The following is a 23,866-nucleotide window of genomic DNA, read 5'->3' on the forward strand; positions in this document are numbered from 1 at the left end:
GCTTTCCTTTCGCCTTAGCGTTTGTAGAAAAGCACTACTAAAATATAACAAATTATAAAGGTAAATGCGGTGCCTACCCCAATTTGCAAGAGTTTATAGAAAAAATTTTGGAAGGAAAGAGCCTCCATGAAGTGAACAGCAAACTGATGCACGAAAATCAGGGGCAAAAGATAGCCTACGTACCAGATCCCATTTTGAGCTTTGAAGTCCAAATCCTCCAGATTCCTGAAGTTGGAACTGCTCAAAATTCCGGCCAGACCTGATCTAAGGCCTACAACCAATACACAAGAAAAGGCTTGAAGACCCGTAACTGCTCCATCAGAGAATATATCCACCAGAAAGCCCAGACCAAAAGCTATGAGATAGAGGCTGGGACGGGTGATATTAAAAGGAAGCATGAGGAGAAAGAGCAGGAATACATGCGGCACTGCCAGATTAAATAATTCGAGCTCATTAAACAGGAAAACCTGAAAAAAGAGATAGAGCATAAGCCCCAGGCCATATTTAATGGAGTCATTCATTTCCCGGGAGGTTTTGGCTTAGGCTATCTATTTCGGTTTTAAAACTGCTCTTTACCAGATAGACATTGTCCAGTTTGCTAAAATCCGTGGACAATTTGATGGTGGCATTGAAGAATCCCTCTTCTGGATTATCTCCCAGTTCGAGGACTGTACCCACTTTGTAGCCGGGAGGGAAGATCAGGCTATGCTCAGAGGTAACTACTGTATAATTTTCTTTTAGCTCTGCAGTCTCTGGAATTGATTTTAAGTACGCATATCTCGGGTCTCCTCCGTTCCACTCATATACTCCTGCTGTTCCTGCCACCCAACGTGCGCTATCATCCAGGGCTTGTAGAGACAGTTTAAAGGTGAGGTTAAGAGCACTCAAAGCCAGGGAATAGTCTTCACCCACCCGAATTATCCGACCCGCAACTCCTTGCAAAGAAACCAGTCCCATATCTTTTTCTACCCCATCTTCTGATCCTTTATCAAGAACAATGTAGTTATAGTTCTTATGCACAGTATTTTTCACCACATGTGCGGGAATAAAGCTGTATGGCCTTTCTTTTTCTACCGCTAATAGATCCACTTTATCCAGGGAGTCCAGATTCAGGAGAGATTGGTATTCCTGGATTTGCCTTTCAGCCTGTGCCAGACGTTCCTGCAGGTATTTGGCATCTGCTTTAAGCTCTTCATTTTTGGATCTTAGTTTGAAGAATTCATCAACGCTATTACGGCTGTCATAGATGGAGGCACTAAAATCCATCAAGGCATCTCCCATGACATGCCTTTGCGCATCATTATATCTGACGATACAAAAAAAGGCGATCAGCTCCAGTACCAAAAATAAAATGGCATTTCGGTATTTGGAAAGAAGGGAGAATAGTCTATACATATCTCCTTAGCTAAACTAGCTCATCAGGTACTTGAAGTCGTCCAGATTTCTCAATGCGATCCCAGTTCCGCGCACTACGGCTTTAAGGGGATCTTCTGCTACGTGAATGGGTAGCTTGGTCTTTTCTGCTAAACGGATGTCGAGGCCTCGCAGAGATGCTCCTCCTCCTGTAAGATGAATCCCGCGATCATAAATATCTGCAGATAATTCCGGAGGAGTATTTTCCAATGCCTTGAGGATGGCGTCTTCTATCTTGGTAATGGACTTATTCAAGGCATGAGACAACTCACGATAAGAAACGGAAATCGTTTTAGGGATACCCGTCATGAGGTCTTTACCTCTGATCTCGATATCATCCGGAGCATTTTCCAATTCGGGAAGTGCTGCTCCTACCTCAATCTTGATCCGTTCTGCACTACGCTCACCGATGAGCATATTGTGCTGCTTACGCATATAGTCCAGGATGTCTTCGTTAAATTCATCTCCGGCAATGCGGATACTTTGGTCTGTAACAATCCCACTCAGCGCAATCACCGCAATCTCAGTTGTACCCCCACCGATATCAACCACCATGTGTCCGGTAGGCTCTTTTACATTCAGACCGATCCCTATTGCGGCAGCCATAGGTTCCTGAATGAGGTAAACTTCTTTTGCTCCTGCTTGCTCTGCAGAATCTTTTACTGCCCTTTTCTCTACTTCTGTAATCCCACTGGGAATACAGATCACCATGCGATAACTGGTTGAGAAAAACTTATTCTTGGCATTGATCATTTTGATCATACCCCGAATCATATGTTCCGCAACTGTAAAGTCAGCAATTACCCCATCTCTCAGCGGACGTATTGTTTTGTATTTTTCATGGGTTTTTTCGTGCATTTGCCTTGCCTCGCTTCCAATCGCAATTACTTTACCTGTCATGCGATCAATCGCTACAATCGAAGGCTGATCAACAACCACTTCATCATTGTACATGATCAGGGTATTTGCCGTTCCGAGGTCTATAGCAATGTCTGTGGTGAAAAAATCAAAAAGTCCCATCTAATTCTATCTACTGTTGTATTCTGTGGGGAGAACAGTCGTCATTGGCCCTTAAACTTCCGCGCAGAATCTTTTTTCAAATTTACTAAATTTTCAATGCTTAAAGTGTCTTACCGAAGTGAAAATTAAGCACATATTGTGAGTTTCACAAAAATCAATTGTCTCCTGGTCCCTAACAGAACCTCCAGGCTCTACAACTACCTCAATTCCCTTATTATGAGCCATTTCCACGCAGTCAGAAAAAGGGAAGAAAGCATCTGAAGCCAGTACAGCTCCATTAAGGTCAAAACCCTTCTCTTCAGCCTTTTGCATAGCGTGTTTCAAGGCATCAATGCGGGATGTTTGTCCCATTCCACTTCCTATCAATTGCTCATTTTTCACAATGGCAATTGCATTTGATTTCAAATGCTTACAAACTCTGTCTCCAAACAGGACATCCTTCAATTCCTGTTCCGTGGGTTTCCTACTGCTCTTTACCTCCAAATCATTGGCCGTAATCTCTCTTCGGTCTTTATCTTGTACCAAAAACCCACTCACCATGCTCTTGACGATCTTAGCTGGTAAAGCATCTGCTGTTCTCTTGAGCAAGCGACGATTCTTTTTCTTATAGGTAAGGAGTTCAAAAGCTTCCGGAGTAAAGTCTTTGGCAATCAGCACTTCGAAAAAAAGAGGATGAATCTCTTCGGCGATGGCTTTATCTACCGTACCATTACAAGCGAGGATTCCTCCGAAAGCCGATACAGGATCTCCTTCCAAAGCCCGCTTCCAGGCATCCAGTAAATTATCCGCAACGGCACATCCACAGGGATTGGTATGTTTGATGACAGCGAAACAAGGCTGATCAAATTCATCTACAATCTCTAAAGCCCCTTCTATATCCACCAGGTTGTTGTAAGACAGCTCTTTGCCATGAAGTTGCTCAAATTGCTCTGTCAGGTCTCCATAATATAAGCCTGTCTGATGCGGATTTTCTCCGTACCGCAATTTTTTCCCTTTTGCAAAGGAAATTTTCAATCCTTCTGCATTGGGTTTGAGGTATTGGAAGATGTGTGCATCATAGTGAGAACTCACATCAAAAGCGCCGCCGGCAAAGTATTTCCGCTGATCAAGGCTCACCTTTCCTTTGCCCGTCTCCAAAACCTGCAACAAATCATCATAATAGTCCTGTGAAGCAACACAAACCACATCTTTGAAATTCTTGGCAGCTGCACGAATCAAGGCAATGCCACCTATGTCAATTTTTTCGATGATATCAGCTTCACGAGCCCCACTTTTTACAGTCTCCTCAAATGGATATAAATCTACAATGACCAGATCAAAGGTCGGAATTTCGTAGGTCGCCAGTTCTTTCTGATCTGACTCCACATCTCTTCTTGCCAGAATCCCTCCATGGACTTTGGGGTGCAAGGTCTTCACCCTACCTCCCAAAATAGAAGGATAACCCGTCAGGTCTTCTACATGATGTACTTTTATACCCAGTCTTTCAATATAAGATGCAGTACCTCCTGTTGAGTAAATCTGTACCCCCAGGTCTTGAAGATTAGCTATAATGGGTTCTAATCCCTGTTTATGGTAAACGGAGATGAGGGCGGACTTGATTTGCATAGTCGGTGATCAGTTAAGGCGCGAAATTAAACATTATTCCTTTCCTGTTGAAGTCTCAGACAAACTTTTTCAATAGCTTTAGGAAAATACTGATGTTCAAGCTTTTGTACTTCTTTTTGGAGGGTTTGGGGATCCCAGCTTTCGTCTATCATCAGGGCCTTTTGCATCAGGATTTCTCCTTCATCATAGACCTCATTTACAAAGTGGATCGTGATCCCCGAACGAAATTCCTTCTGGGCAATTACGGCTTCGTGTACGCGCATCCCATACATGCCTTTTCCGCCAAATTTGGGGAGTAAAGAAGGATGAATATTTAAGATATGTCTGGGGAAGGCCTCTATAAGTTTGGGGGGAATGAGTTTAAGGTATCCCGCAAGGATGATGAGATCAATTTTGTAAGCTTTGAATAAGCCTAACAGAAAGTTGGCATCCAGATACTGCTCTTTGCTCAGATGTATAGCAGGAAGGTCTGATTCTGGTCCAAAACTAAAAATACCGGATTTCGAATTGTTACTGGCAAGGAGAATCACTTCCGCTGTATTCCTTTCAGCGAAGAATTCGATAATCTTTCGAGCATTGGAGCCACCTCCAGAAGCAAGGATAGCTATTCGTGTAGGTTTGGGAGCCGACATTGCGGCAAAAATAAGAAAAAAAACGTGTTGAAGTGTGGGTGTGTTGGAGTCTTGGAGTTAAATCCTAGATCAACGCCAAGACTCCCGCACGCCAACACCTTTTCTAATTATTTAACAATCGAAAATCAAAAGGAACATTTATCCAGAATTTGATAGGTCTACCTCCCTGAATTGCCGGGGTAAATGTCAGTTTGTCAAGGTGTTTTTCTACCGCTTCCGTCAGAAGGGGATGTGGATCGACTAGGACTTTATGTTTTTTATAGGCCCCATTCTTATCTACCAATATCCTCACTATTACTTTACCCTGAATCTCAGCCTGACGAGCGACTGCCGGGTAACCGACCAGACTGGCGATTTCTTTAATATTTATAGGAACAGGCTCCTCATCTGCCGATCCAAATACCGTTGAAGGCGGATCAGGGTCTACAATAACCTCAGGCTCATCCCCCTCGCCAATACCCGTAAAAAATTCCTCTTCATCCTCGCCATCCACATCTTTAAAAGACAGATTCTGATCAACAAGATCTTCTAATTTGTGAATGGTAGTCGTATCCTCCAAATCAGGATCAGGAGAAGGTTCAGGGATTGGAAAACTCATTTGTTTAATCACTCGTCTTTCCGGCGGTGGAGGAGGCGGAGGGGGTTCATTGAGCTCATCTGATTTAGGGGGAGGGGGAAGTTTAGTAATATCAATAAAAACCTCCTTTGTCTCGATTTCCAGCTTCCCTTTTATCCAGCCCATACTTTTTGCCAGCAGAGGCCCGAAGCTTCCACAGAGCGCAATAAAGGCGACGGTACCTACCGCTATTCGAAGATATTTAGGATAGCGTTTCCGTAAAAAATAGGCACCATAATTCCGTTCCCGATCCTCGAAGACCATATCGTCGAGGTCGGCTTTCAAGTGTTTAGCCATACGTAAAAAAATTAATGTGTTATACATAGGGCCGGGGCTGGAATACCCGAAGGCTTGCTACCTTCCATGCCCCGGCAAATAGCCGGTTTATATGTGCTGTTGTTTATGTATAAGACTGGGGAATTATGGAAATTCCATAAAAAGAGAGGGGAAATGTGTTCTGGGATTGGGGGATTGTGGAGTTCAAAAGAACATCACGAGAAGACGAGAAGACCTGAACACCAAAACACAAAAAAAGGCCATCCGATTTGGATGGCCTTTTTTATATAGAATTTTAGTTCCTTATTAATTCAGAAGCTTAAAGTTGAACGGGATGTTTACCCAGAACTTGATAGGTCTTCCTCCCTGGATAGCTGGCGTAAATTTCAGCTTGGAGATGTGCTTCTCTACAGCTTCTGCCAGAATCGGGTGGATTTGGTTTACCACTTTATGCTTGGAATATCTTCCGTTTTTGTTCACCAGTACACGGACAACAACCTGTCCCTGAATACCGGCATCACGTGCAATCTGTGGATATCCGACCAGCTTCTTAATATCTTCTATGTTTACAGGCTTAGGTTCTTCTTCAACAGCGATGAAGTCGCTAATGCCTGGCTCGTTATCTACGATAACTTCGGGTTCACCATCCCCTTCAACGCTACCGTCGAAGAATCCGAATTCTTCCCCTTCCTTATCTTCAAAGCCGAGGGCCGGTGCATCCTGAATTTCTTCAATGGTTGCAATGGTTTGCTCTTCTTCGGGATCGATCTCTTCTTCCGGAGTCGGTTCAGGGATCTGGAAGGCTACCGTACGCACTTGCGGTGGTGGAACCTTGGGAGGAGGAGGTGGTGGTGGTTTTTCCTCATCCATAGGAGGAGGCGGAGGAAGTTCGTCCATACTCAGGACTACCTCTACCGTTTTAAACTTTGGCTTTTCTTTAACCCAACCCATCGCTTTTGCGACAAGGGGACCAAAGCTCAGGAGTAGCGATAAAAGCCCGATAGTAACGGTACCGATCGTGAGATGCTTCGGATAGCGCTTTCTTAAATCGAAAGCTCCGTAACGCTTCTCGCGGTCTTCAAATACCATTTCATCGAGGTCCGCTTTTAGCACTTGTGCCATAGGAACTAAATTTTTTGTATTCCAAATATAACAAAAATTCTCAAAAACTTTTAGTGGTCGAACGCTGTCAGACTGTTGAAGGAGAGATTATCGACGGGTCTCTAATTTCTCTCGGCCAAAGCCGATTCTTCGATCAACATTCTGTCTTGCGGGCTATAATCAACAATCGCATAGCGTTTGGCTCCTACAATTGCAAGCTCATCCATAATGTCCACCAGGTTTTTATAGCGGGCATTGGGGCTGGCTTTTACGCTAAAGATAGGATCCCAACAATGTTGATTTACCTTTTCGCCACAGAGGGGTGTTTCTTTACGAAGATGTTCATTAAGTACTTTGCGGATGCCTTGTTCAGAAAAATCTGTTTCCAGAACTTCCGGGCCATTACCCACAAAGTATTTGATCACATCTGCACTGTCTAAAACGATGGAAAGGATTCTTTCTTCCGGGATGTCTACCGTACAATCTTCCCCTTCGGGACAATTGGGCGGATAAACAAGCTCCATCATTTTCGCATGATTAATTGTAGCTGACAAGACAAAAAACGCAAGGAGTAAAAAAGCAACATCAACCATAGCGGTCATGTCTATCCTGGTCGTTTTTCGCTTTTGTCTGGAACCTCCCTTTTTTGGAGAAGATCGGTTCTTTTCGGTGGATACGTCTGCCATAAATATTGTCTTTATTATAAAGACTAGGGCAGGCATACAATTCCACAAATCAGCTCAAAAATTTTTTCCCTCAAATATGATAAAGAACGTGAACCTGTTTAAGGTTCGTGAGTAGTACTAATCTGTTTCGATCCCCTCTGGAAGTGTGTCGAGTACTTCCTGTTTATGTTTAAGGCTATCGACAGTTTGCTCTGATTGCTGTAGTTCCTTTCTTGGCATTTGCATTGGCTCATCACTTTCTTTCCAAACCAGTTTCCCTTGTATCAACAAGAGGATTACAAAAAGAAAGATGAGTATGAGTCCTATGAAAAAACCGCTAATGAAAGGACTTCTGCGCACGAGCTATTACTCTTCACCTTCGACAACAACTCCACCAGTTTCGATAAACAAGCTATCGGCAGGAGTAAATTTGTCTATGGCGTATTTATTTGCTTTGGTAATGGCAAACTCATCAAGAATATCTACAAGATTCTTATATCGAGATTTAGGACGAGCTTTGACCACAAAGATAGGATCCCAACATCCAGGAGCATTGTTTACTTCTGAACATAAAGGAGCACCATTTCCACCTTGATACAGGTGGCTCATGATGAGTTTACGCGCGCCATCATCATCAAAGGAAGTTTCCTCGATATCAGGCTCGGTAATTCCTACATAGTAGGTGATCTTATCATCCTCGTCAAGCACAATTGTCATGATCTTTTCCTCAATGATCTTCTTGTAGCGATCTTCTTCTTGTTCTTCATCATCAGCTTTAGGAGGCATGGCAAGTTCCATTACACTATTGGATGCCATGGTAGCTGTAAGTACGAAGAAAGTCAGAAGCAAGAATGCCACGTCGACCATTGCGGTCATGTCAATCTTGGTTGATTTCTTTTTGGTTTTTCCGCCACCTTTTTTCTTGTGACCGCCGCCACCTCCACCACTATCTACATCAGCCATAATTCTTAAGTTTTAATTCGTTAACTGAAACGTGTTTAATTTTCAATAGAAGCTTCAGAGGGTCCTTCTTCCAGAGCCGTAATAAGGCTGAAAGAGTTTACGTCCCAATCCTGTAAAGAAGAAATAACATCTTCAATAGCAGGAATCTCCGTTTTTGAGTCCCCTTTGATTGCAAATCGCATACGCTGGTCAGACATACGTCCCCAACGGATCCAGTCCTTGAGGTCGTTTCCAGTCATAGTAGTAGAATCTGTAACACGTGGTGAGATACCTGTGTGCTCAAATTCTGAACGGGCTTCACTGTCTAGAGACAGCCATTTGCGCAAGTCTTCGTGTGGAACACCAAATTCCTGAAGGGTAACAAAGTAAGCTTTACCTTCCGGGCTGAGTGAGAAATTGGGATCTCTATCCCTCATTTCACCTTCAAAACGCTCGATCATCTGTTGACGGGTACCAATGTCAGTCAGACCGACAAATACCTGTCCTTCGGACCCAACAGAAATGGTCAGGAGACCTTTTTCAGGAGGGGTCAAACTGGAAACAGAAGAGGGAGTGTCCACTTCAATTTTAGATTCTTCTCTAAAACTTGTAGTAGTCAGGATAAAGAAGGTGAGTAGCAAGAATGCCACATCCACCATCGCAGTCATGTCAATTGCGGGTACTCCTCTTTTGGGTTTCTTAGACATATTCTTAAGCGGGTTATTAGTTTAAAATAAACTGAATTGAAATGACTTTTCGATCAGAAAAAATTAGCAGAGGTCTTATCGACCTCTGCTTTATAATTTAGTTTCTGACGTCGAAAGTCTGTACAATGCTGTAACCAGCTTCATCCATGGCATAAGTCATACCATCGATCTTAGTCGTAAAGAAGTTGTAGGCGAGGATAGAGAGGGCAGAAGTCGTAATACCGAGTGCGGTATTGATCAATGCCTCAGAGATACCTACTGAAAGTTCGGCAGCGTTAGGTGCTCCACCTTCACCAAGAGCTGAGAATGCACGGATCATACCCAGTACCGTTCCAATCAGACCAACCAGTGTTCCCAAAGAAGCAGTGGTGGCGATGATAGGCAGGTTACGCTCAAGCATAGGAAGCTCCAACATAGTAGCTTCTTCTATCTCAGCCTGGATAGCCGTTTTCTTTTGCTCTTTTTCAAGATCTGAAGCCGCTTCCATCTCACGATATTTGCGGAGTCCAGCCTTGATTACATTTCCTACTGATCCTCTCTGGTTATCACAGAGATCAGCAGCTCCATCGATGTTACCATCATGTAGCAGGCGACGTACTTTTTTCACAAAGACATCGGTATTTCCTTTTCCGCTCGCACGAGCCAAAGTAATACCACGCTCAACTGTGAAAACAAATAGTACCAGTGCCAGCGTCATACCAATAGGAATTACAAAACCACCTTTGTAGATAAGACCCATAGTATTGTCGGGTTCTCCTGCAGTCCAGTGCTTAGGCTCTTCTTCAGGGAAGAGTTCACCAGGATTTGCATCTTCAAAAGCAGATCTTTTCTCCTCAAAAGCGGTGTATGCTTCCTTAGCTTCAATTCCTCCTTTAAAGTTGTTCTCATTACCGAACACTTTATAGAAGATAACATGAGCTACGATCGCGCATATAACAATCGCTAAAATCGGGAAAATTCCTTTGAATGGGCTAGCCGGTTTGATTTCAGTACCGTCGGTAGCAAATGATGTTGTTGGTTTGTTAGATTCGTCAGACATGTCAGAAAGCCTTTTTATTTAGATGTAAAATTCCAAAAAATTACAGCCAAAAATATAGATAAGAATCGTAAACGCAAAGAATATTGAATATTTTGTTATGTAAATAAAAAATTTCCAAAACTGCTTTAATCTTCACTATTAAGCGTTTACAGTTACAAATAGCCTTTTCCTAATATGAATAGGAGGATATATAGCGTAAAAGACAAGGCCGAAAATTCTACATTTCTCCCCAATTTCTTACTTCACAACAATATGTAATCAAAACAATTTCCAATAGGCATAAATACCTAATTTGGTTACAGCCTTGTCAAAGAACTTTGTGGCTAAAGGATGCTTTTCGTTCCTTTGTCACTTCTTGTATATGGATAGATCAAAAGTGGATTCAGATTCCACAAAAAAAATCAAAAAAAATTCGCAGGACTCTTTTCTCGCGAAAACCTTCAAAGGCCTGGAAGAAGTTCTGGCCGAGGAATTGACAGCTCTTGGAGCTGAGGATATTCAATTGCGAAATCGAGCCGTAAGCTTTCGGGGAGATCGAGCACTGATGTATCGGGCCAATATGCATTTGCGTACAGCCCTCCGTATCCTTCGTCCCATTTATAGATTTAAGGCCCGGGATGAAAATGCCTTGTACAAAGGCATACAGCATATTTCCTGGCATAAATACCTGAGTCCCTATCATACCCTCGCTATAGATGCCGTGGTACATTCCCCGCATTTTCGCCATTCCAAATTTGCCGCATTAAAATGCAAAGATGCTATTGTGGATCAAATCAGGAGAAAGAGTGGGAAACGACCTTCTGTAGATGTAGCCAATCCCGATCTTAGGGTTCACATCCATATCAGCAATGAATGGGTGGGGGTTTCTTTAGATAGCTCTGGAAGTTCTCTGCATAGAAGAGGTTACCGACTGGATGCCAATCCCGCCCCTCTCAATGAAGCCCTGGCAGCAGGCATGATTTTGAAAAGTGGATGGAAGGGGGAAAGCAATTTCGTTGATCCGATGTGTGGTTCTGCTACCCTCTTAATTGAGGCTGCCATGATCGCCAGTAAAACAGCTCCGGGATTGTTAAGAGCTGAACATGGATTTGAAAGGTGGAATGATTTCGATGAAAACCTTTGGGAAGAGATAAAAAAGGAAGCCAAAGACAGAATTATTAAGCTTCCCATAATGATACAAGGCTCCGACATTTCTTCTGACTACATAGAGATCTCCCGTGAAAATATCCAAAGGGCCGGATTTGAAGGGCAGATTCTTGTTGAAAGAAAGGATATTTCAGAAGTGAGCTCTCCCGGTAGTCCTGGCGTATTGGTGGTAAATCCTCCTTATGGCGAAAGACTTCAACCCAGAGATCTTGAAGCTCTGTATAAACAAATGGGAGATACCTTCAAACAAGAGTTCAGCGGTTATGAAGCCTGGGTTTTGAGTTCCAATATTCAGGCATTGAAGCGAGTAGGATTGCGGCCGGATAATAAATACACCTTATATAATGGTCCCCTGGAATGCCGATACTATAAATATAGTCTCTACAAGGGAAGTCGGGAAAAGGATAAGACTAGCTAAAAAACCGGTGCATATCTTTGGGTATCGATCTCAGCTTCCAATTCATGTAAAATGCTGAACAGGCCGAAATAGGTTCGGTTGAGGTATATCCCATCTTTGTGGCCTCTGGGCACGCGTGAATTTCTCAAGGCAGGATTGCGGCTCATTTCATCTCCAAAGGCATAGATTTTATCGAAAAAGTCTTTATCCCCGAAGTCAAAGCGTTTGCTGATAAAAGGCTTGCTGATCAAAGACCAGGATTCCCGGAAGATAGAAGCATATAAATCTATTTCTTTCTGACTATCCCCCGGAACCAGAATTTGTGCCTCATAACAAGCTTTCAAGAACAGCTCATCATTATTCAATACTTCAGGATTGAGAATCTGAATAAAGGCCTGATAGAAATCCTCTGGTAAGTCTTTTACACATCCAAAATCCAGCACTCCCAATTCCCCAATTTCTCTAAAGAGATAATTGCCGGGATGGGCATCTGCATGCATGATTTTGAGCACATGAATCTGGTAATTATAGAAATCCCACATCGCCTGGCCAATTTGATTGCGGATTTCCTGAGAAGGTTCTTTAGCCAGAAATTCCTCCAATGTCAATCCTTCCAGCCAAGTCATGGTCAATATGCGATCAGAAGAGTATTCAGGAAGATAGCTGGCGAAAAAGAGATTGGGCAAATCTTTACAGGCTTCAGATATCTGTACGGATCGTTTTAACTCAAGGGCATAGTCGGTTTCTTCTAACAATCGCTCCTTTACCTCCTGAAAATACATTTCCACATCCTGATCCTTGAATCCAAGCATCCGAGTGGCGATTGGCCTGACAAGTTTTAAATCAGAGATTACACTATCTCCTACTCCGGGATACTGGATTTTTATAGCCAGTTCCTGACCATCTTTTTTGGCTTTATGCACCTGACCAATGGAAGCAGCATGAGTAGCCTTCATCTCAAATTCATCAAATATTTCCAGCGGGCTTTTGCCCAGGTATTTCTGAATGGTTCTAAGAATCAATGGGCCAGAAAGAGCTGGAGCTTTTGATTGTGCCTGAGAAAACTGTTGGGAAAAAGCTTTGGGCAGGACCCCTTTATCCATACTCAGCATCTGAGCTACCTTCAGGGCACTCCCTTTTAGCTCACTCAGGGTTTCATATATATCTTCGGCATTCTTTTGGTCCAAAGCTTCCTGATCCAATTCTCCTTTCAGAAGTTTTTGAGAATAAGCTTTCAGGTAGTTACCCCCAACCTTCGCGCCTGTTCGAACGAACTTCCCAGCTCTACGAATCTTTGATATGGGGATTTGAGATTGTTCTTCCATAAGATTTAAAAGTGTTCTGGTGTTCTCTTGTTCTTGTGCCCTAAGCAGAACACCAGAACCCATGAACACGTTTTACCTTCCCTGAATCACATATTTCGCAAAGTCGAAACCGGAATCCAGTGCATTGGGTTGAATGAGGTCGAAAAAGAAATTGATTCCCTTTTCTATAAAAGCATCCGTTTTCTCAAAGTTGGCACTTCCATCTCCCAACCAATAATTAAAAATCGTGGCGGCTTTACCCCAAAGTGCCTGTCGGTAGGTACGGGTAACTAGCCAGCGGTCTGCAATCTCATCACTTTCTATTCCGCCCTTGATCAATTTCCGAGCAAATGAGACAAAAGTCGATTTAGTATTTTGAAGATAAGCCTGGCCAACAAAGGGCGTAGGGTCTTGCTCGTGTACAAACTTGACAAAGCTTCTGTGTTCTTGCATTTTCCCAATCCAGGTATAGAAGAAACTCAGGGCTTTTTCCCGGGCAGAAAATTCATCAAACTCCTTGCTTCCCTTTAGGGCTTCAAGGGCAGTTTCCATAAAATTGAGAAAGATATCTGCTTCCAGGCTTTTCCAGGAACCATAGAAATTGTAGATCTCGGCTTCCTCCATCTTCAGGCTTTTAGCAAAAAGAAGGACTGAGCCGGGACGCTCGTTATGCTCTTCTACATAAGATAAATAGGCCTTTTGAATCTTTTCTTTGCTTTTGTCCATTTCGCTAGCTGAATAAAGAAGTGTACAGTCTGAGTGAATTAGCCGAAATAGCCTCACTCATCCTTATTAGTAACGGATGTGAAAAGCCCAGTGTTCGGAAAAAACTGAAAAAATATTTCGTGCACTTCCAAGTGCCGAATTTATTACGCCCTCCCGAAAAAGGTCGTAAATAGCCAAATCATGAAATGCCCGAAAATCTGTATCTGAAAGTAAAGAATAAAGGATTCTTGTCTAGTTTTTTTGCTATTAATCCGAAAAGTCGTACAAATTTACCAAACCCTACATCAGCATTTTTATGCACATTTTCTCCCAAATATTAGCTATATTATGTGCGTGTTCAATCAAAAATGAAGTCTTACGAGCGTTTTGGTTCAATCTTTGCAAAAAACGCAATACGCTTGTCAATCCAGAATCATAGAGCTTTAGCCTGTTTTGGCTCAACTCTCCTTCTATGTGAACGCTTGTAAGAATTCTACAGGATTCCGCATGTTGGCTGATGCCCTTTCAGCTATTTTTGGGACATATTTGAATTCTTGCCCAACATGATAATGAATAATATTTCCAAGATTACCTGCTTCTTATTCACTATTACCAGCCTGTCTTTTATGCAGGCGCCCCTGTTGGCTCAGTGTATCAAAGGAGATTGTGACTCTGGGAAAGGTGTGTACTCATACCCAAATGGGGATAACTATAAGGGGGAATGGCGCTCTGCCAAACGGCATGGTAGCGGTACATACAAGACTGCAAACGGGGCCTCTTATGAAGGGGAATGGAAAAATGATGAACAACACGGCCAGGGAACCTATTCCTACACCAATGGAGATATCTATGTAGGAGAGTTTAAGAAAGGGAAGATGGACGGACTTGGGGCGTTTACTTTTGCGGATGGAAGTGTGTACAAAGGAGAGTGGATAGAGGATAAGCAAAATGGTGAAGGAACCCTTACCTACCTCAATGGAACTGAGATCACAGGAATATGGACAAATGGTGTGGTAGAAGGTACAGCTAAATACTTCTACTCGAACGGAGATGTATACGAAGGTGGTTTTTCCCGAAACAAAAGAAATGGTATCGGAAAAATGATCAACAATCGGGGAGACATCTATTCCGGAAACTGGGTCAATGGAAGAAAAGATGGTGAAGGAAGCATGGAGTTTTCTTCAGGCGTGGTCTACGAAGGCGAATGGCAGGACGGAAGAATGACCGGAACCGGAAAATTGACTACCCTCGCAGGCTCCATTTACGAAGGTGAATTTAAAAACGGACGTTATTTTGGACACGGAAAACTCACTCATTCCAATGGTGATGTATATGAAGGAGAATGGCTAAATGGTCGCCGCCATGGAAAGGGAGTCTATGTATATAGCGATGGCAGCAGATATGAAGGAGAGTGGAATATGGACAAAAGACACGGGAAAGGCGTTTATGCCTATGCAGATGGCAAAGTATACGAGGGAGATTTCAATTCCGGCAGGATGCACGGACAAGGGAAATTGACGAAAGAAAATGGGGAAGAACAGAAAGGTACTTTTGTCTATGGAAAATACAAAGCAAGTAATTAAACTGAATAAATAGTATTGCGTTGTGAACAAATGGGTCAGATATTTATCTGACTCATTTTTTATTAGCCTGATTTTTTTAACCCAAATCAGACAGCGTCAAGCCGTCAGTGAAGGGGCGATCTGAAGGCTTTAGACAAACAAACACAAGCATATTGGATTCCTTTTCATCTGCGGATAGACTATCAGGAATTTTTACATGCACTCAAATTTACGATCCTATTTTAACAACCCCTTTCTTCTCCTTTTTTTAGTTTTCACCTCTTCATTGCAAGCCCAGCAATTTCGGCTATTGTTGTATACAGAAACCGGTGGCTATAATCATGGCACCGAAGCAGTAACCAAAGTCCTACTGGATTCTTTGGGAACTGCTCATAGTTTCAGTGTGGACCTGGATAATACCGGAGACACCTTTACCGAGCTGGATTCCCTTCTAAATTATGAGATCATCCTTTGGGCCAATACATCCGGAGCCAATATTCTGGATTCTACCCAGCGCTCTCATTTTGAAAAGTACATGGCTGCCGGAGGAAATATGATGGGCATTCATGCTGCTACAGATACTTATCGTCATTCCAGCGCCAATGGAGGCTGGACCGGACAATGGGATTATTATGCAGAAACCATTGGAGCCAGTGTACAGACCAGTCCCAATCACACCTGGAATCTCCACAGCAATTTTATGGACCATACCAGCAGCAGCACCGCCAATGATAACCTGCCTGATCCCTGGGAGCATGCAGAAGAATATTATTATTGGGAAAATGGCTACTTCGACACCCTCAACAATCACGTATTACTCAAAGTCAGAACCACAGATCGGGGAGGCAGTGTGAGCAGCTATGATTCTGCCAGAGCAGTATCCTGGGTAAAAGATGACATAGGTGGGGGAAAAGTATTTTACACTTCCTTGGGACACAATCGTTCCAGCTATGAAAACGATCAGAATTTCAAGATACATCTCCGCGATGCCATTTTACTCCTCTCAGCAGCACCTCCACCAGTCCTGGGCGTAAACTGGTCCAATCTTTCCCTGGAAAGAAGCCTGGAAGGTAATAGGCTGAATTGGACAGCAGAACTCACCGGAAGCGCAGGGAACTTCATGGTTGAGAGAAGAAGTGCCCTGGGATTTTGGGCAGAAGTCACTCAGATGGACATTCTCCCGGGCCAGAATCGTTACAGCTTCATCGACAAAGAAGGAGCCGAAGGAAATGTCTACTATCGCATAGCCTTTATGGATCTGGAAGGAGAAATCAGCTATTCCCGCATTCTAAAGCTGGAATCTCTCCAGCCTTATACTGTTTTACTGGGGAATCCGGTTTTGAAAAAATTACAAGTAGCTGTTGAGCATAATGAACAAGGGCTTTTCCAATTGGAGATCATCAATTTGACGGGTGCAGAGGTCCTGAGAGATCAATTTTTTAAGGAACAAGATCGCATCGAAATGCTTTATGATCTTGAGCATTTACCTTCAGGCATGTATTTGCTGAAAATCTCCTCAAAAGATTATAATTTCGCCCAAAGAATTTCGAAGATCTAGGGTCTGAATCAGGACTCACACTATATATGGAAGAAGAACTTGGCCAGGAACTCAGGCGGGCAAAGGATAAACGGGCAGAAACCCGAAAATTCTTTGCCCGCCTGAGAAAAAAGAAACCTAAGAAGCTCGATCAATACGTCAGTGAATTTCACGATGAGGTTTTTGAGGAAATCGATTGTCTGAGCTGCGCAAATTGTTGCAAGACGACCAGTCCGGTTTTTACGGATAGAGACATCGAACGCATCGCCAAACATTTGCGAATGAAGCCTTCTCAATTTGTTGAGGAGTATCTACACATGGATGAGGAAAGGGATTATGTATTAAATGTGGCGCCCTGTCCCTTTCTGCTCCCTGACAATTGCTGTATGATCTATGACGTGCGGCCAAAGGCATGTCGGGAATATCCACATACCAATCGAAAGAGATTTCATCAGGTATTAGGACTTACACTAAAAAATACTGAGATATGTCCGGCTACGGCCAGGATTGTATCCAAATTGGCAGAAGTAAATTTCTAATCTTTTTTCTCTATGATTTCATAGCCAGGACAGCGGAGTACCGGTTGAGGGGGATATTTGCGGTACCTGGGATCTTCCTTGCTTTTATCGCAGAGGTAAAAGACGCTTCCCCGCTTATTGCGGATTTCGCGCTTGTTTTTGCAAGAAAGACAGAGGGAGCTGCTAAACATGCCGCAAATATCGGGATTTTGCTATAAAAAAAGGTCCCTTCCTTGAAATAAAAAAGGTCGTGTCACCCTGAACGAAGTAAAGGGTCTACATCCTATTTCAGCAGCTTTCCCCACTCACAAAAAAAGACAATCTGTCATCCCGGAATCTCTAGTTCCCAAAATGCTTGCAAGAGATCCCGGCTCTAGAATTAAGGCCGGGATGACAATTTATAATTATGAGAAACAGGCTTTCACATTCCCCTAAACCTACTCATACATCAAACTACAGCCCCGTATCTCGGCCGTATCCAAACGCCCCAGCACCTCAAAACTCCCATCCTCATGTATCCTGCCAATATCATCTGTAGCGATAAAAGCACAAGAATGAATATTAGCCAGGTCAATGATATGCAGCCTCCCCGAAATGCCTGCTTTTTGGATAAGGCGGTTTAGGTGAATGTCCGAAACAAATACCTGCATACTGGGAGCTGTGCGAAAGCGGCCACTTTCCACTGTATATGCCTGACTCATCAATTCAGTCATCCCGTATTCTGAACAGATCCTTTCTAGCCCTAATCCTTCCTTTAAATGCGCATGTAATTCCTCTCGAATCATTTCCTTTTTCCTCCCTTTCATCCCACCTGTCTCCATTACAATCGTATCAGCTGGTAAGGTGATTTTTTCCTTATCCACAAAATCCAGTAAAGCATAAGCCACCCCGATCAGAATGATCCTTTCGCCTGCATCTATTGCTTCATAAATAGCCTTTCTCAGCTCCGCGAAATTATAGAGATAAAAACCACTGCCCGGCAGTCCAAAATGATCGATCCAGTTTTTTACCATATGAACCAAAGAGGAGCTACCTCTCTCCAGATAGGAAGGCAACAAAGCCAGAATCTTGTATTCCCCTTCCGCAAAAAAATGATGAAAGCCCTGAAGGCTGATTTGGTCATATAAGGAAACATCCTTCACAAAATGTCTCGAAGGAGTTTGGCCACTAGTTCCACTGCTTTTGAAGATCATTTCCTCCTGCCAATCCCCCGCTTTCATCTCAAAATGCTTGAAAAATTCAATCGGAATGGATTGCCGTTCCTCCCTACCCAACCTTTTACAGTAATCCCGTATAACCATATTCTGGTCTAATTGATAGCGCCATAATTCCTCAGACTTCTGCTCAAAGTCAAAGGTTCCGGACAGGAGAATTTTCGCAAAGGAGTCGGGATCAAATGTATTCATAACCCTTTTCGTATTTTGGGGTTAATAGATAAGGTACTAACTTCAGACCTAAGATAAATCCAGTACAAATCTTATTTGCTAACAAAGCCTTTTATTCAGCAGCCTTCACATTTATCGTCCTGTTGAACAATCTGTCCATTAGCATGTTTTACAAATTCAACAAAGATTTCTTTAATGCCTGATTTTTCATCGCTTACAAAGATAAAAACCCTCGGCGAACTTAGAGCCAGCTCATATACCCCAAAAAGTGTTAAAGACGAACTTAGAGAGAACCTGATTCAGAAAATGAAATCAGGTGAAACTATTTTCAAGGGGATTCTTGGCTATGAGGAAACCGTAATACCCGATATACAAAGAGCCATCCTTTCCCGACACAACATCATTTTACTGGGACTAAGAGGACAGGCCAAAACACGGATCGCCAGACAAATGCTCGATCTTCTGGACGAATACATTCCTATCGTTCAAGGATCGGAGGTACGAGATGATCCTTTTCAACCGATTTCTCGTTATGCGCGTGATCTTATCGCTGAGCAAGGCGACGATACCCCTGTAGAGTGGGTACATAGAGATACGCGTTATGCAGAAAAACTGGCGACACCTGATGTAACGGTTGCCGATTTGATTGGAGATGTTGATCCGATCAAAGCTGCGACCTTGAAGTTGCCTTATTCTGATGAAAGGGTCATCCACTTTGGATTGATTCCTCGTTCGCATAGAGGCCTTTTCACCATCAATGAATTGCCGGATCTTCAGCCTCGTATTCAGGTAGCACTTTTCAATATTTTGCAGGAAAGTGATATTCAGATCAGAGGTTTCCAATTGCGTTTCCCTTTGGATGTACAATTTGTCTTCACCGCCAATCCGGAAGATTACACCAATAGAGGTAGCATCGTTACTCCTTTGAAAGACCGGATCGAAAGCCAGATTCTAACTCATTATCCAAAATCCCTCGACCTTTCTTTAGCTATTACACAGCAGGAAGCTCGTTTGGCTGAAGCCCAAAGAGAAAGGGTAGAAATTGCACCGATTTGTGCCAAATTGGTAGAACAGGTAGCGATTGAAGCCAGAGAAAGTGAGTATGTAGATGAAAAAAGCGGGGTATCTGCCCGTCTGACCATTTCGGCTTACGAAAACCTGAATTCAGCGGTGGAAAGGAGAAGCATTCTCAATGGGGAAGACAAAGGCTATAGCCGTATTTCGGACCTCATGGGAGTAATTCCTGCTATTACGGGAAAGATAGAATTGGTGTATGAAGGAGAACAGGAAGGGCCAGCCATTGTAGCTTCCAAGCTTATCAGCAAGGCCATCAGGTCTGCCTTTGTAGACTATTTCCCCAATCCGGAAAAGCTCAAAAGAAATGCCCCAGAAAATCCGTATCGCGAGATTACCCAGTGGTTTGGACGTGGTCATGTGGTTGATCTGATGAACAATAGTTCAGAAAAGGAATTCAGGAAAGACCTCGACGGTATTCCTGGCCTGGATAAACTGGTCAAGGACTATCACCCCAAAGCCAGTGGTGAAGAAAAATATCTCCTGATGGAATTTGTCCTTCACGGACTTGCAGAATATTCCTTACTCAGCAAACAAGGCCTGGAATCCGGCCTTCAGTTCAAGGACCTCCTCAGCGGCATGCTCAACATCGATGATTTCGGAGTTGATGATGACGATGATGATTATGGAGGGTATTATGAGAAAGGATAGCAGGGAGTTGAAGTAAGATTAAAGAACAAGGAATGGAGAAGTAAGAAGGGATTAGTTAAACTTCCTCAATCTCCATTCCTTGTTCCTTGTTCTTCATTCCATTAAGAAAGCGTGTTGGCGTGTTGGAGTAATTTTTTTCCAGAACACTAGAACACTACAACACCTCTTCTCTCATTTCATCCCTCAAACATAGAAATCTTTGGGATCGGTCTTGCAAAACTCCAACAGAAAGTCGGTAATATTTGCCATACAGTGTTCCAGCCATTTCTGACCTTTATCTACGCTGGCCTGATAGGGATTTCCCACTCCAGTATCCTTGGTTACGGATGTCCACTTTCTTTGGGAATAGACCCAACCTTCCTGAAAAGCCTTAAAGCGAAATTTCTTAGCGGCTCCATCTCCTGCTTCTGAAAGATTCTTTACCAATTGAGGAGCAATGGTCATCATGACACTGGTCTCCATTTCGCCTGCATGATCGGGCTTATGCTCGAAAAAGTTTTGCCAATCTCCGCCCGACTGAAACCAGTTGAGGCCACAAATGAAGAGATCCGGATAAATGGGATAAAGTTCACGGATCATATTCTTAAAATTATTAGCTCCATGTCCATTAAAGATCATGAGTTTTTTGATCCCGGCCTCCCGCACAGCCTCAGCAACATCCTTTAGCACGGCATACTGCGTGCTGGGATTCATATTGATACAAAGTTTCACATCCAGTTGGCCGGTATTTATGCCAAAGGGAACACAGGGCAATAAAATGGGTTTAGATCCGGCTTCCCAGACACGTTTGCACACTTCATACATAATGTGATCGGCCTGTATATTATCTGTAGCATAGGGCAGGTGATAATTATGGGCTTCGGTGGCACCCCAGGGAAGGATCGCAACATCAAAATCTGTATCCTTTACTTCTTTCCAGCTAGTTTCGGCAAGGATATAAGGTCGGGCTGAGTAATTCATGTAGGTAATATTGGCAATAAAGGCTAATGATTCGGAGCCTTAAATTGTAAATTTTGTTTGATTTTTTTGAGTGAAAGAGCAAAAAGGCGATTCTATTCGGGCTTTCAAACTAATTAGGTAGCACTGCATACCATTGGGGAGGCAAGTTATTCCTAACAGACAATTAGCTTCTTTTTGCTCTCTACATGTTCGTAGATTGGGATATTCTTTGATAATTCTTTTACTAGAAAAGTTTCTTATGTTACTACGGGCACTCTTCCTCCTTGCCTTGATATTGCCCTATCCTTTTGCGCACGCTCAAAGTGTAAAATCAAATCTTCCCTTTAGCAAGTCTTTATTGACTGCTCCGGGGGTAAATTACTATCCACATCAGTGGCCAGAAGATCAGTGGGAAAAAGACCTGAAAAACATGGCCAGCATGGGGATTGAATTTGTCAATGTCGGGGATCAAGCCTGGGCATCCTGGCAAAGATCTGAAGGAGCGGCCCAGCTGTCAGGTTTAGAGAAAGTAGTTTCTCTGGCCGAACAAGCCGGTTTAGAAGTAGTCATTACGATTCCTATTATGGATGCGCCAGCCTGGCTGCGCTCATCCTATGAAAATATTGCAAATGTAGGTATCCCTCAACTCTCAAATGAGGTTTACCATGCTGCTGTACAGACCCTGGTAAAGGGCATGGCCAGAAAATTTGCCAATAATGATGCAGTGGCAGGCTTTATCATTCCCTCACTCAGCAAAGAGCAATGGGAAGGAATTGATAGAAGCCAGTTTTCTCAAAAACTGTTTCAGGAATACCTCGAAAGAAATTACCGTAGCATTGATTCTTTAAATACGGCATGGGGAATGGCTTTTGTAGGAGAGACCTATTCCAGTTTTGGAGAAATTTACCTACCTATAAAAGGAAATATAGAGCATCCCCTCATGAACTTGAGCTATCGCCAGTTCAGAGCCGATGAGTTACAATCCTTCTTACAGGATCAAATCAAGGAATTAGCGGCTTATATCCCCGAAAATCAGTGGATCAGTTTGCATGTGAAGGAAATGGCTTCTTTTCAAAATCCCTGGGAATATGAAAAGCTGGATTTTTTATCCTGGTCTCGTTCGAATGATTTCATCGGATATGCTGATGCTTTCGAAATGGGCGTATCAACCGCTTTTTCAAATGCATTCTTCCAAAGCACAGGATCTCTGGGTTTTAGCGAGCAGGGAACCAATCGCTATATTCCTTCGACTCAACGCATAGCACTTTATAATGCCCTCGCCAGTGGAAATCAATTCATAAGTCCCTACAGATATCGTCAGCCGAGTTTTCATATAGGAAATGCTGAAGCTGCCCTGCTAAAAAGGGATGGGAAAACCCTCACGGCTTATGGAGAGACCTACAAGCAATTTATGGGGGAATTGAAACTCATCCGCGACAAATACCCTAAGTTGGTTGAAACTCCTGCAGCAATAAAAAGTAGAAATACCGCCATTTTATATAGCCCCCAACTTTTGAGAAACGCCAGCTATCAAAATGAAGAAGAAGGCTGGGACTACGAGAATCATTTGGCCGGCTATCATAAAGTGCTCCGCTCCATGGGTTGTCCCGTGAGCTTTATTCAGGGCAATCAGGATTTTTTCAAATACAAAGTGCTGATCGTAGCTGGATATGAGCATATTGATGAAAGGCTTGTAAAAAGATTAGAAGATTTTGCCAAAAAAGGAGGAAATGTAATTTTCACGGCAAGATCTGCAACCAAAGATGCCAGCGGTTCCTATTTGGCTAAAGGGCCATCAAGTCCGATTGAGAAATTGATTGGGGCGAAAGTGGTTCATACAGATCAAATTCCTGGAACTGGCCAAAGCAAAATCAACCACAAAGGCCAAAGTTATAAATGGAGCAGCTGGGGGGAGGTACTCGAACTTTCGGGAAGTATCCCACTTGCTACCCATGGAGCACAATACTATAGTGGCCGTGCTGCAGCATCTTTTAAAACCTTAAGTAGAGGAAGTTTCAGCTACTTTGGCTTTGACACGGATGAAAAACTCCTGGAACAAGCCCTGGTAAGAAAAATATTTGAAAGAATGAGGCTTTCCTTTGACCGCATGGAATTGGGCATGGTAAAAGCCTGGAGAGATGGATTCTGGTTCGGGATGAATTTTGGGAAAGAAAGCCAACGTGTTCCTATGGATCCTTATAACACGATGTATGTAGGTACGCTTGATCTGGGTAGAGGAGAAGTAAATGTATGGAGAGAACGGGTCCAGGATGAATCTACAAAAACAAAGGTTTCCAATATTTCTACCAAAAGTAAAGCACCCGTAACTGCCAGTAAAGACGCGCCAAAAGAAAAAAATGCTAAGGACAAGAAGGTGAAGGATAAAAAAGTGAATGAAAAAGCAGCAGGCGAAAAGTCTTTATTCGAGCAGACGATTCAAAACAGGAAAAAGAAAAACAATTGATTCTGAACAATACATGGTTTATGCCGGATCCTTTGGGTCCGGCTTTTTTTTGTACTAAATATTTCGAGTCTCTTGAAAGCGAAGATTAAGTTCAAATGCAAATTCAAGGCTCAAGTACAAGGAGTAAACTTTATTGAGTTTGAACTTGATACTTGCACTTGATACTTG

At 43.0% G+C, this 23,866-nt stretch carries 22 protein-coding genes; 6 read left to right on the forward strand and 16 right to left on the reverse strand.

Annotated features, from left to right (window positions below; genetic code table 11):
• Positions 1–14: 14 nt before the first annotated feature.
• From R8P61_20990 to R8P61_21045, 12 genes are all read right to left on the reverse strand, one after another.
• Positions 15–521, reverse strand: a complete 507-nt coding sequence (locus R8P61_20990) for a hypothetical protein (GenBank protein ID MDW3649558.1) — start codon at positions 519–521, stop codon at positions 15–17.
• Complete coding sequence (mreC, locus tag R8P61_20995) at positions 514–1,395, reverse strand: rod shape-determining protein MreC (protein ID MDW3649559.1); 882 nt, start codon at positions 1,393–1,395, stop codon at positions 514–516. The genes R8P61_20990 and mreC overlap by 8 nt, the downstream gene beginning before the upstream one ends.
• 15 nt (positions 1,396–1,410) lie before the next feature.
• On the reverse strand, positions 1,411–2,433 hold the full coding sequence (locus R8P61_21000) for a rod shape-determining protein (protein MDW3649560.1): 1,023 nt from the start codon (positions 2,431–2,433) through the stop codon (positions 1,411–1,413).
• A gap of 93 nt (positions 2,434–2,526) precedes the next feature.
• Positions 2,527–4,038 carry a bifunctional phosphoribosylaminoimidazolecarboxamide formyltransferase/IMP cyclohydrolase gene (gene purH, locus R8P61_21005; protein MDW3649561.1) on the reverse strand — a complete coding sequence of 504 codons (1,512 nt, stop codon included), beginning with the start codon at positions 4,036–4,038 and terminating at the stop codon, positions 2,527–2,529.
• A 26-nt stretch (positions 4,039–4,064) separates the two neighbouring features.
• A complete protein-coding gene (locus R8P61_21010; GenBank protein MDW3649562.1) occupies positions 4,065–4,670 on the reverse strand; it encodes a phosphoribosylglycinamide formyltransferase in 606 nt (201 codons plus the stop codon).
• Between the two features lie 103 nt (positions 4,671–4,773).
• Positions 4,774–5,583 (reverse strand): TonB family protein, encoded by an 810-nt coding sequence (locus tag R8P61_21015; GenBank protein MDW3649563.1) that lies wholly within the window; start codon positions 5,581–5,583, stop codon positions 4,774–4,776.
• Positions 5,584–5,868: 285 nt separating this feature from the next.
• Positions 5,869–6,684, reverse strand: a complete 816-nt coding sequence (locus tag R8P61_21020) for an energy transducer TonB (GenBank protein MDW3649564.1) — start codon at positions 6,682–6,684, stop codon at positions 5,869–5,871.
• A gap of 101 nt (positions 6,685–6,785) precedes the next feature.
• Positions 6,786–7,349, reverse strand: a complete 564-nt coding sequence (locus R8P61_21025) for a biopolymer transporter ExbD (protein ID MDW3649565.1) — start codon at positions 7,347–7,349, stop codon at positions 6,786–6,788.
• A 117-nt stretch (positions 7,350–7,466) separates the two neighbouring features.
• On the reverse strand, positions 7,467–7,688 hold the full coding sequence (locus tag R8P61_21030; protein MDW3649566.1) for a hypothetical protein: 222 nt from the start codon (positions 7,686–7,688) through the stop codon (positions 7,467–7,469).
• A 6-nt stretch (positions 7,689–7,694) separates the two neighbouring features.
• Positions 7,695–8,291 (reverse strand): biopolymer transporter ExbD, encoded by a 597-nt coding sequence (locus R8P61_21035; GenBank protein MDW3649567.1) that lies wholly within the window; start codon positions 8,289–8,291, stop codon positions 7,695–7,697.
• Positions 8,292–8,326: 35 nt separating this feature from the next.
• Positions 8,327–8,977 (reverse strand): biopolymer transporter ExbD, encoded by a 651-nt coding sequence (locus tag R8P61_21040; protein MDW3649568.1) that lies wholly within the window; start codon positions 8,975–8,977, stop codon positions 8,327–8,329.
• 97 nt (positions 8,978–9,074) lie between these two features.
• The gene (locus R8P61_21045; protein ID MDW3649569.1) at positions 9,075–10,016 is read right to left on the reverse strand and encodes a MotA/TolQ/ExbB proton channel family protein; all 942 of its coding nucleotides are present in this window, start codon (positions 10,014–10,016) and stop codon (positions 9,075–9,077) included.
• A 361-nt stretch (positions 10,017–10,377) separates the two neighbouring features.
• On the opposite strand from R8P61_21045, the gene R8P61_21050 reads away from it, so the two are divergent.
• Complete coding sequence (locus R8P61_21050; GenBank protein ID MDW3649570.1) at positions 10,378–11,580, forward strand: THUMP domain-containing protein; 1,203 nt, start codon at positions 10,378–10,380, stop codon at positions 11,578–11,580.
• Here the strand turns inward: R8P61_21050 and R8P61_21055 are convergent.
• Positions 11,577–12,884 carry an AarF/UbiB family protein gene (locus R8P61_21055; GenBank protein MDW3649571.1) on the reverse strand — a complete coding sequence of 436 codons (1,308 nt, stop codon included), beginning with the start codon at positions 12,882–12,884 and terminating at the stop codon, positions 11,577–11,579. The genes R8P61_21050 and R8P61_21055 overlap by 4 nt on opposite strands.
• 72 nt (positions 12,885–12,956) lie before the next feature.
• Positions 12,957–13,589 (reverse strand): TetR family transcriptional regulator C-terminal domain-containing protein, encoded by a 633-nt coding sequence (locus R8P61_21060; GenBank protein ID MDW3649572.1) that lies wholly within the window; start codon positions 13,587–13,589, stop codon positions 12,957–12,959.
• Between the two features lie 605 nt (positions 13,590–14,194).
• On the opposite strand from R8P61_21060, the gene R8P61_21065 reads away from it, so the two are divergent.
• From R8P61_21065 to R8P61_21075, 3 genes are all read left to right on the forward strand, one after another.
• Complete coding sequence (locus tag R8P61_21065; protein MDW3649573.1) at positions 14,195–15,151, forward strand: phosphatidylinositol-4-phosphate 5-kinase; 957 nt, start codon at positions 14,195–14,197, stop codon at positions 15,149–15,151.
• Positions 15,152–15,347: 196 nt separating this feature from the next.
• The gene (locus R8P61_21070) at positions 15,348–16,688 is read left to right on the forward strand and encodes a ThuA domain-containing protein (GenBank protein MDW3649574.1); all 1,341 of its coding nucleotides are present in this window, start codon (positions 15,348–15,350) and stop codon (positions 16,686–16,688) included.
• 26 nt (positions 16,689–16,714) lie between these two features.
• Positions 16,715–17,206: a YkgJ family cysteine cluster protein gene (locus tag R8P61_21075; GenBank protein MDW3649575.1), complete on the forward strand. Its 492-nt coding sequence runs from the start codon at positions 16,715–16,717 to the stop codon at positions 17,204–17,206.
• Between the two features lie 416 nt (positions 17,207–17,622).
• Here the strand turns inward: R8P61_21075 and R8P61_21080 are convergent, their stop codons facing one another.
• Positions 17,623–18,591 carry an acyl transferase gene (locus R8P61_21080; GenBank protein ID MDW3649576.1) on the reverse strand — a complete coding sequence of 323 codons (969 nt, stop codon included), beginning with the start codon at positions 18,589–18,591 and terminating at the stop codon, positions 17,623–17,625.
• Positions 18,592–18,765: 174 nt separating this feature from the next.
• On the opposite strand from R8P61_21080, the gene R8P61_21085 reads away from it, so the two are divergent.
• Positions 18,766–20,295, forward strand: a complete 1,530-nt coding sequence (locus R8P61_21085; GenBank protein ID MDW3649577.1) for a magnesium chelatase — start codon at positions 18,766–18,768, stop codon at positions 20,293–20,295.
• Positions 20,296–20,478: 183 nt separating this feature from the next.
• Here R8P61_21085 and R8P61_21090 read toward each other — a convergent pair whose 3' ends face one another.
• Positions 20,479–21,255 (reverse strand): creatininase family protein, encoded by a 777-nt coding sequence (locus tag R8P61_21090; GenBank protein MDW3649578.1) that lies wholly within the window; start codon positions 21,253–21,255, stop codon positions 20,479–20,481.
• A 238-nt stretch (positions 21,256–21,493) separates the two neighbouring features.
• Here R8P61_21090 and R8P61_21095 point away from each other — a divergent pair, with 238 nt between their 5' ends.
• Positions 21,494–23,698 carry a beta-galactosidase gene (locus R8P61_21095; GenBank protein MDW3649579.1) on the forward strand — a complete coding sequence of 735 codons (2,205 nt, stop codon included), beginning with the start codon at positions 21,494–21,496 and terminating at the stop codon, positions 23,696–23,698.
• Positions 23,699–23,866 lie beyond the last annotated feature (168 nt).

Source organism: Bacteroidia bacterium (assembly GCA_033391075.1).
GTDB lineage: Bacteria > Bacteroidota > Bacteroidia > J057 > J057 > JAWPMV01.